Here is a 6,835-nt window from a genome sequence, read left to right on the forward strand (position 1 = left end):
CGCTCTTAAAGAGTTTCAATGGCGATGGCATGCACGCCCTGGTCAATGAAATCTTGCAGCGCATCATACACAAGGCGATGGCGTGCCACGCGGCTCCTGCCTTCAAACAGCGGCGAAGCTATGCGCACCCTGAAATGGGTGCCCATGCCGCTGCCGTTGGCCCCGGCATGGCCGGCGTGCTGGTAGCTTTCGTCGAGCACTTCGAGATGGCTGGGCGAGAGACTGCGCGCGAGGACGGCCTGCATGGCTTCGGCGGTGATGGGGGCGGCTGCGTTCATGGCTGCTGGTCCTGCTGTGCTGGGGTGGAGTTGCCGGTCTTGTCCTTGTCGTCCTGCGGCAGGTAGCGGCTCATGTAGATGGCCTGGCCGATGACGAAGACCACCATCAGGCCCATGCCGCCGAACAGCTTGAAGTTGACCCAGGTGTCGGTGCTGAAGTTGTAGGCGACCCAGAGGTTGAGCGCGCCCATGAGGGCGAAGAAGGCCGTCCAGGCCCAGTTGAGCCTGAGCCAGACGGCGTCGGGCAGTTGCAGCTGTGCGCCCATGACCGAGCGCAGCAGGTTCTTGCGAAACAGCAACTGGCCCACGAGCAGCGCGCCGCCCATGAGCCAGTACAGCACCGTGGGTTTCCACTTGATGAAGCTGTCGTTGTGGGCCAGCAGCGTGGCGCCGCCGAACAGCACGATCACGCCCAGGCTCACCCACTGCATGGGCTCGACCTTGCCGTGCTTCATGCGCAGGTAGGCGATCTGGGCCACGGTGGCCACGATGGCCACGGCCGTGGCGGCATAGATGCCCCAGACCTTGAAGGCCGCAAAGAACAGGATGATGGGAAAGAAGTCGATCAGCAGCTTCATGCGCAGGCAATCATTGGAACAATGGTGGCGAGGCGGCTGAGGGCCGCGCTCGCGCCAATCCGCCATCATGCACCAAACATACCCTGGCGCAGGACGTAAATCCGGGCGCGGCGGGCGGTTTCGGGCGAGGGCGACGGCCTCAGGAACCGGACGGTTCCTCGAACTGCAGTGAAGCCGAGTTCATGCAGTAGCGCAGTCCCGTGTCCGTGGGGCCGTCGGGAAATACATGGCCCAGGTGGGCGCCGCAGTTGCTGCAGACGGTCTCGGTGCGCACCATGCCGTGGCTGCGGTCCACGATCTCGGTGATCGCGCCCGGCACGGCCTGGTCGAAGCTGGGCCAGCCGCAGCCGGCGTCGAACTTGGTGCGGGAGTCGAACAGCTTGGCGCCGCAGCAGATGCAGTGGTAGCTGCCGTCGGCCCAGAACTGCTCGTACTTGCCGGTGAAAGGCCTCTCGGTGGCCGCATGGCGCGTGACCTGGTAGGCCGCGGGCTCGGCGCCCTTGTCCTGCAGGATTTTCTGCCATTCCTGATCGGTTTTCTGGACGGGAAAGCTCATGATGAACAGCTGATCTCGATGGTGGATGCCCAGTCGGGCGGAAAGCCGGCCCAGGCCGCATGGGCCGGGTGGGCGTCGAAGGGGGATTGCAGCACGGCCAGCAGCTGCTGCACGGGCGCGAAGTCGCCGGCCTGGGCGGCGCGGATCACGGTCTCGCCCAGATGGTTGCGCAGCACGAAGCGCGGATTGGATTTTTGCATCAAATCGGCCGCCTGAGCAGGATCGGAAAGCGCAAGCTGCTCCGAATAGGAGAGCGCCCAGGCGTCGAAGCCGGCGCGGTCCAGGATGATGTCGCGCAGCGGTTCGAAATCGGGCTGGCTGCCGTCCTGCATCTGCTGCACCGCCTCGGTCAGCCGGGTGAAGAAGATGGTGTAGTCCACGCGGTTGTCGGCCAGCAGCTGCAGCAGAGGGTTGACCAGCTGCGCGAACCGGCCTTCGGCCGGCGGCGTGCCTGGCATATCTGCGGGCAGGCCCAGCTTGCGCAGCATCTGCGCGGCATAGGTGGCCGGAAAGACCTGCTTGTACGATTCCAGCGCCGCGATCGTCAGCTCCTCGTCGGCGATCAGCGGCAGCAGCGCCTGGCCCAGGCAGAACAGGTTCCAGTAGGCGACCTGCGGCTGGCGGTTGAAGGCATAGCGGCCCTGGCTGTCGCTGTGGTTGCAGATATGGCCGGGGTCGAAGGCATCGAGGAACTGGAACGGGCCGTAGTCTATGGTCAGGCCCAGGATGCTCATGTTGTCCGTGTTCATCACGCCATGGCAAAAGCCCACGGCCTGCCATTGCGCAAGCAGCCGTGCCGTGCGCTCGCTCACGGCCTGCAGGAAATTGGCATAGACATTGCCCGCCAGCGTGGTGGCGGAGCGGCACTCGGGGTAATGCGCGTCGATCACCATGTCGGCCAGGGCCTTGAGCTCGGCCTGCATATCGCGCGCCGCAAAGTGCTCGAAGTGGCCGAAGCGGATGAAGCTCTCGGCCACGCGGGTCACGACGGCGGCTGTCTCCACGGTCTCGCGCTGCACGGGCTGGGGCGAGCCGATGAGGGCCAGGGCGCGCGTGGTGGGAATGCCCAGCGCATGCATGGCTTCGCTGCACAGGAACTCGCGGATCGAGGAGCGCAGCACGGCGCGGCCGTCGCCCATGCGCGAGTAGGGGGTGCGCCCGGCGCCCTTGAGCTGTACTTCCAGCCCGTTGGCGGTCTCGCCCAGCAGGATGGCCCGGCCGTCGCCAAGCTGCCCGGCCCAGACGCCGAACTGGTGCCCGCTGTAGACGCCGGCCAGCGGGCGGCTGCCGGCGGCCACCGCATTGCCGGCCAGTACCTGCAGGGCTTCGTCGCCGGACAGCCAGCCCGGAGGCAGCTGCATCCACTGCGCGGTGCTGGCGCTGGTGGCGACCCAGTGCGGCTGCACCAGCGGGGTGGGCGGCAGGTAGGTGAAGAAGGCACTGCCCAGGGCTTCGAATCGGCCGGGCTGGCGCCAGCGGGGGGAACGGGAAGGCTGCGCAGCGAAGTCGCCGGTTGCGGACGGTTGCGCGAGTGGTTTGCTCATGCCTCCATTGTCCCCGGGCCAAGTGGCCCTGGAAGGCCAGCGGCTATATCGGGATTTACCTGGAAACACGAGGGGCCGGCGCGCGAAAACGTCGTTGTCCCCGCACATTGGTGACAGTCCGCACAGCCGTGGTGCGGCCGCCCGGTTAGTATGTGCCGCGATCACTACAACGACATTCCACCGATATCCAGGAGACATATCTATGTTGGGTCTGATGCAAAGCCAGCCGCTGCTGATTTCCTCTCTGATCGAGTTTGCCGCGCGCCATCACAGCGACGCGCAGATCGTCTCGAGGCGCGTGGAAGGGGATATCCACCGCTATACCTACAAGGATCTGGCGGCCCGTGCGCGCCAACTGGCCAATGCACTGGACGGCGAGGGGCTGGAACTGGGCGAGCGCGTGGCCAGCATTGCCTGGAACGGCTACCGCCACATGGAGATGTATTTCGGCGTGAGCGGCTCGGGGCGCGTGCTGCACACCATCAACCCGCGCCTGCACCCCGAGCAGGTGGCCTGGATCGTCAACCATGCCGAAGACCGCGTGCTGTGCTTCGACATGACCTTTTTGCCCATCGTGCAGGCCATCCATGCCAAGTGCCCGACCGTCCGGCGTTGGGTGGCGCTGTGCGATGCCGACAAGCTGCCGGCCGACAGCGGCATACCGGGCCTGCTGAGCTACGAGGCCTGGATAGGCTCGCAGTCCGACCGCTACCACTGGCCGCAGTTCGACGAGAACACGGCCTCGAGCATGTGCTACACCAGCGGCACCACGGGCAACCCCAAGGCTGCGCTGTACAGCCACCGCTCCAGCACGTTGCACGCCTATGCGGCGGCGCTTCCGGACGTGATGTGCCTGTCGGCCCGCGATTCGGTGCTGCCCGTGGTGCCCATGTTCCACGTCAACGCCTGGGGCATTCCGTACTCGGCGCCGCTGACCGGCTGCAAGCTGGTGTTCCCGGGGCCCGCGCTGGACGGCAAGTCCATCTACGAACTCATGGAGGCCGAAGGCGTGACCTTCGCGGCCGGCGTGCCTACCGTGTGGCAGATGCTGCTGGGCCACATGAAGCCGGCCGGCCTGCGCTTTTCCACGCTCAAGCGCACGGTGATCGGCGGCTCGGCCTGCCCGCCGGCTATGATCAACGCTTTCCAGGACGAATATGGCGTGAGCGTGCTGCACGCCTGGGGCATGACGGAAATGAGCCCGCTGGGCACGCTGTGCACGCTCAAGAACAAGCACCTGGAGCTGCCCCGGGACGAGCAGATGAAGATCCTGCAGAAACAGGGCCGCGCCATCTATGGCGTGGAAATGAAGATCGTGGACGGCGACGGCCGGGAGCAGCCCTGGGACGGCAAGAGCTACGGCGACCTGCTGGTGCGCGGCCCCTGGATCGTCGATACCTACTACAAGGGCTCAAGCCCGCTGATCCCTGACGAACAGGGCCGCGGCTGGTTTCCCACGGGCGACGTGGCGACCATCGATCCCGACGGCTATATGCAGATCACCGACCGCAGCAAGGACGTGATCAAGTCCGGCGGCGAATGGATCAGCTCCATCGACATCGAGAACATCGCCATGGCCCACCCGGCGGTGGCCATGGCGGCCTGCATCGGCATGCCGCACCCCAAATGGGACGAGCGGCCTATTGTCGCGGTGGCCAGGAAACCCGGTGCCGAACTCACGCGCGAGGAGCTGCTCAAGTTCTATGAAGGCAAGACGGCCAAATGGCAGATCCCCGACGACGTGGTCTTCGTGGACGCCATTCCGCTGGGCGCCACGGGAAAGATGCTCAAGACCAAGCTGCGCGAACAGCTCAAGGATTACAAGCTTCCGGGCCTGTGACGCCTGTCCCGGCTTGAAGGGCAGCGGCCGTCATCGTGAGATGATGGCCGTTTTGTTTAGGGGCGGGTGCTGGCGCCTGCTCCGTCTTGCGCAGATCTCGATGCAGTTTTCCCTGACGAATTTTTCCTGTGGCGCTTGCGGCGAAGCCGGCCATGCCGCCAACCTCGGACGCCGCCAATGGGTGGGCGCAGCCCTGCTGTCCGCTCTGGCCTGGCCGGCTACCGCCTGCCCCGCAGGCCCGGAGGCGGCCGTGTCCGGCGCACGCGATGTGTGCGTGGAATGCCTGGTGCGGCGTGCCCAGCAGCGCTCGCCCTTTGTGAACAAGAAGGCGGCATGACGGCAGCTGCCGACAACACATGGCAGGCGCTCTGGGCCCGGGCCCGGCAGAGCAGTTCCGGCACGCCGCTGCACCTGTACGCCTTGCTGGATGCCGCGCAGGACAAAAGCCTGCTGGCCCGGTTGCCCGGACCGGCGGGGCGGGCCGCCGGCCTGTTCGGCTTTGCGCGCGATTCCAAGGAAGGCGCGGCCAGCCCCTGGCTGGTGCGGCTGGGCAGCGACCGCGAAGAGCCTGCTGGCGCACCGAAGGCCTTGCTGCTGTATCTGCTGGAGCAGGTCCGTACAGTCCCGTGCGCCACCTTGCTGGCTTCCAGCTGCGATTTCGATGGCACGCTGGCGCACCTGCGCCGCGCTGCCGACGTGCAGCTGGCGGGCGGCAAGCCCATGTACCTGGCCTTCTGGGATCCGGCCATTCTCGGTACCCTGCTGGGCCAGGCCGATGCGCAGGCCGGGGAAGCGGTTGAAGCCGTGCTCGACGATCGCCAGCGCCTGGACCTGCTCGGGCCGGTGCAGCGCTGGTGGTTCTGGGATCGCGCGGGCCAGCTGCACGAACATGCGCGTCAAGGGGGCGCTCAGCCAGCACCCGTGGCCTTGCCGCTGCAGCTGCGCAAGAGCCAGGAGGAGCGGCTGGTGGAGGCCGCGGTGCCGGACCTGCTGGTGTACTACATACGCCTGAACCAGCCGCAGCTGCGGGACAAGCTGCCGCCGCTGTCCCTGCACTGGTTTGTGCGCCAGCAGATGCATTTCGCGCGCGGCTACGGGCTCGCGGGAACACGCGACCTGCTCAACTACGTCTGCGTGGCGCTGATGGCCGGGGCCCGCTTCGACAGGACGGATGCCATGCGGCCCCTGCTGGCCCGGGTGCGAGCCAGCCGGCTGCGCTGGGACGAGGCCATGGAGCAGGTGGATGGCGCGCTGCTGGAGTCGCAGTCCGAAGCGCCCAGGGTGCTGCTGGACGACAGGGGGCGCCCCGTGCTTCCACGCAATCTGCCGGCCGTGTCCTGAGGGCGCCGCGCCGTATCCAGGGGCTAAGCGGCCTGGAGTGCTTGCCCATAAAGCGCCAATCGCTTTGTTTTCGATAGCGCCCGGCGATGGCGGGAGTCCGAGTCGCCTAGGCGATAGGCGCTAGGGCAATCACCGATCGGCAGCGTGCGTATTCGTTTTAGTCTGGGCGTCGTTTCTAAAAACACCAAAGGAGACGCTTCATGAGGTTTGCAATCAAGGCCGTGGCCGCATCGGTATTGCTGGCATGTGCGGCCGGGGCCATGGCTCAGAAGGGGGAGACCGTCAAGATCGCCTGGATCGATCCGCTGTCGGGCCTGATGGCGGCGCTGGGTACCAACCAGTTCAAGAGCCTGCAGTATGCGGCCGAGGAACTGAACAAGAGCAATGCCTCCGGCGTGAAGTTCGAGATCATCGGCATCGACAACAAGCTCAGCCCGCAGGAGACCACGGCAGCACTGCGCTCGGCCATGGACCAGGGCGTACGCTATGTGTTCCAGGGCAACGGCTCCGGCCCCGCGCTGGCCATCATGGATGCGCTGGAAAAGCACAATGCCCGCAACAAGGGCAAGGAGGTGCTGTACCTGAACTACGCGGCCGTTGATCCCGACCTGACCAACAGCAAGTGCAGCTACTGGCACTTCCGCCTCGACGCCGACACGTCCATGAAGATGGAGGCGCTGACCACCTACATGAAGGAC

Annotated in this window: 8 protein-coding genes; 4 read left to right on the forward strand and 4 right to left on the reverse strand. The window is 66.0% G+C overall.

What is annotated here, in order from left to right:
* Positions 1-5 precede the first annotated feature (5 nt).
* The 4 genes from V8Z74_RS21355 to V8Z74_RS21370 all read right to left on the reverse strand — a co-directional run bounded on the left by V8Z74_RS21355 (position 6) and on the right by V8Z74_RS21370 (position 2,956).
* Positions 6-278 (reverse strand): BolA family protein, encoded by a 273-nt coding sequence (locus V8Z74_RS21355; RefSeq protein ID WP_066470271.1) that lies wholly within the window; start codon positions 276-278, stop codon positions 6-8.
* Complete coding sequence (locus V8Z74_RS21360; RefSeq protein WP_066470268.1) at positions 275-856, reverse strand: septation protein A; 582 nt, start codon at positions 854-856, stop codon at positions 275-277. The genes V8Z74_RS21355 and V8Z74_RS21360 overlap by 4 nt, the downstream gene beginning before the upstream one ends.
* Positions 857-995: 139 nt before the next feature.
* Positions 996-1,412, reverse strand: coding sequence for a peptide-methionine (R)-S-oxide reductase MsrB (gene msrB, locus V8Z74_RS21365; protein ID WP_066470265.1), 417 nt, complete (start codon positions 1,410-1,412; stop codon positions 996-998).
* Complete coding sequence (locus V8Z74_RS21370) at positions 1,409-2,956, reverse strand: protein adenylyltransferase SelO (protein ID WP_349711071.1); 1,548 nt, start codon at positions 2,954-2,956, stop codon at positions 1,409-1,411. Before V8Z74_RS21370 ends, msrB begins: the two co-directional genes overlap by 4 nt.
* Before the next feature lie 202 nt (positions 2,957-3,158).
* Here V8Z74_RS21370 and V8Z74_RS21375 point away from each other — a divergent pair, with 202 nt between their 5' ends.
* The 4 genes from V8Z74_RS21375 to V8Z74_RS21390 all read left to right on the forward strand — a co-directional run.
* Positions 3,159-4,796 (forward strand): 3-(methylthio)propionyl-CoA ligase, encoded by a 1,638-nt coding sequence (locus tag V8Z74_RS21375; RefSeq protein ID WP_349711072.1) that lies wholly within the window; start codon positions 3,159-3,161, stop codon positions 4,794-4,796.
* 100 nt (positions 4,797-4,896) lie between these two features.
* Complete coding sequence (locus V8Z74_RS21380; RefSeq protein ID WP_349711073.1) at positions 4,897-5,133, forward strand: hypothetical protein; 237 nt, start codon at positions 4,897-4,899, stop codon at positions 5,131-5,133.
* Positions 5,130-6,137: a DUF4123 domain-containing protein gene (locus V8Z74_RS21385; RefSeq protein ID WP_349711074.1), complete on the forward strand. Its 1,008-nt coding sequence runs from the start codon at positions 5,130-5,132 to the stop codon at positions 6,135-6,137. Before V8Z74_RS21380 ends, V8Z74_RS21385 begins: the two co-directional genes overlap by 4 nt.
* Positions 6,138-6,337: 200 nt before the next feature.
* Positions 6,338-6,835 (forward strand): ABC transporter substrate-binding protein (locus tag V8Z74_RS21390; RefSeq protein ID WP_349711076.1); only part of this gene is annotated, 498 nt, incomplete at its 3' end.

This window comes from Comamonas sp. w2-DMI, assembly GCF_040187735.1.
Taxonomy (GTDB): Bacteria; Pseudomonadota; Gammaproteobacteria; order Burkholderiales; family Burkholderiaceae_C; genus Comamonas; species Comamonas terrae.

Excerpts from the sequence above, each read along its gene's own strand:
- V8Z74_RS21380 (WP_349711073.1), top strand. The coding sequence starts at position 4,897 with ATGCAGTTTTCCCTGACGAATTTTTCCTGTGGCGCTTGCGGCGAAGCC.
- V8Z74_RS21370 (WP_349711071.1), bottom strand. The coding sequence starts at position 2,956 with ATGAGCAAACCACTCGCGCAACCGTCCGCAACCGGCGACTTCGCTGCG.
- V8Z74_RS21385 (WP_349711074.1), top strand. The coding sequence starts at position 5,130 with ATGACGGCAGCTGCCGACAACACATGGCAGGCGCTCTGGGCCCGGGCC.
- V8Z74_RS21360 (WP_066470268.1), bottom strand. The coding sequence starts at position 856 with ATGAAGCTGCTGATCGACTTCTTTCCCATCATCCTGTTCTTTGCGGCC.
- V8Z74_RS21375 (WP_349711072.1), top strand. The coding sequence starts at position 3,159 with ATGTTGGGTCTGATGCAAAGCCAGCCGCTGCTGATTTCCTCTCTGATC.
- msrB (WP_066470265.1), bottom strand. The coding sequence starts at position 1,412 with ATGAGCTTTCCCGTCCAGAAAACCGATCAGGAATGGCAGAAAATCCTG.
- V8Z74_RS21355 (WP_066470271.1), bottom strand. The coding sequence starts at position 278 with ATGAACGCAGCCGCCCCCATCACCGCCGAAGCCATGCAGGCCGTCCTC.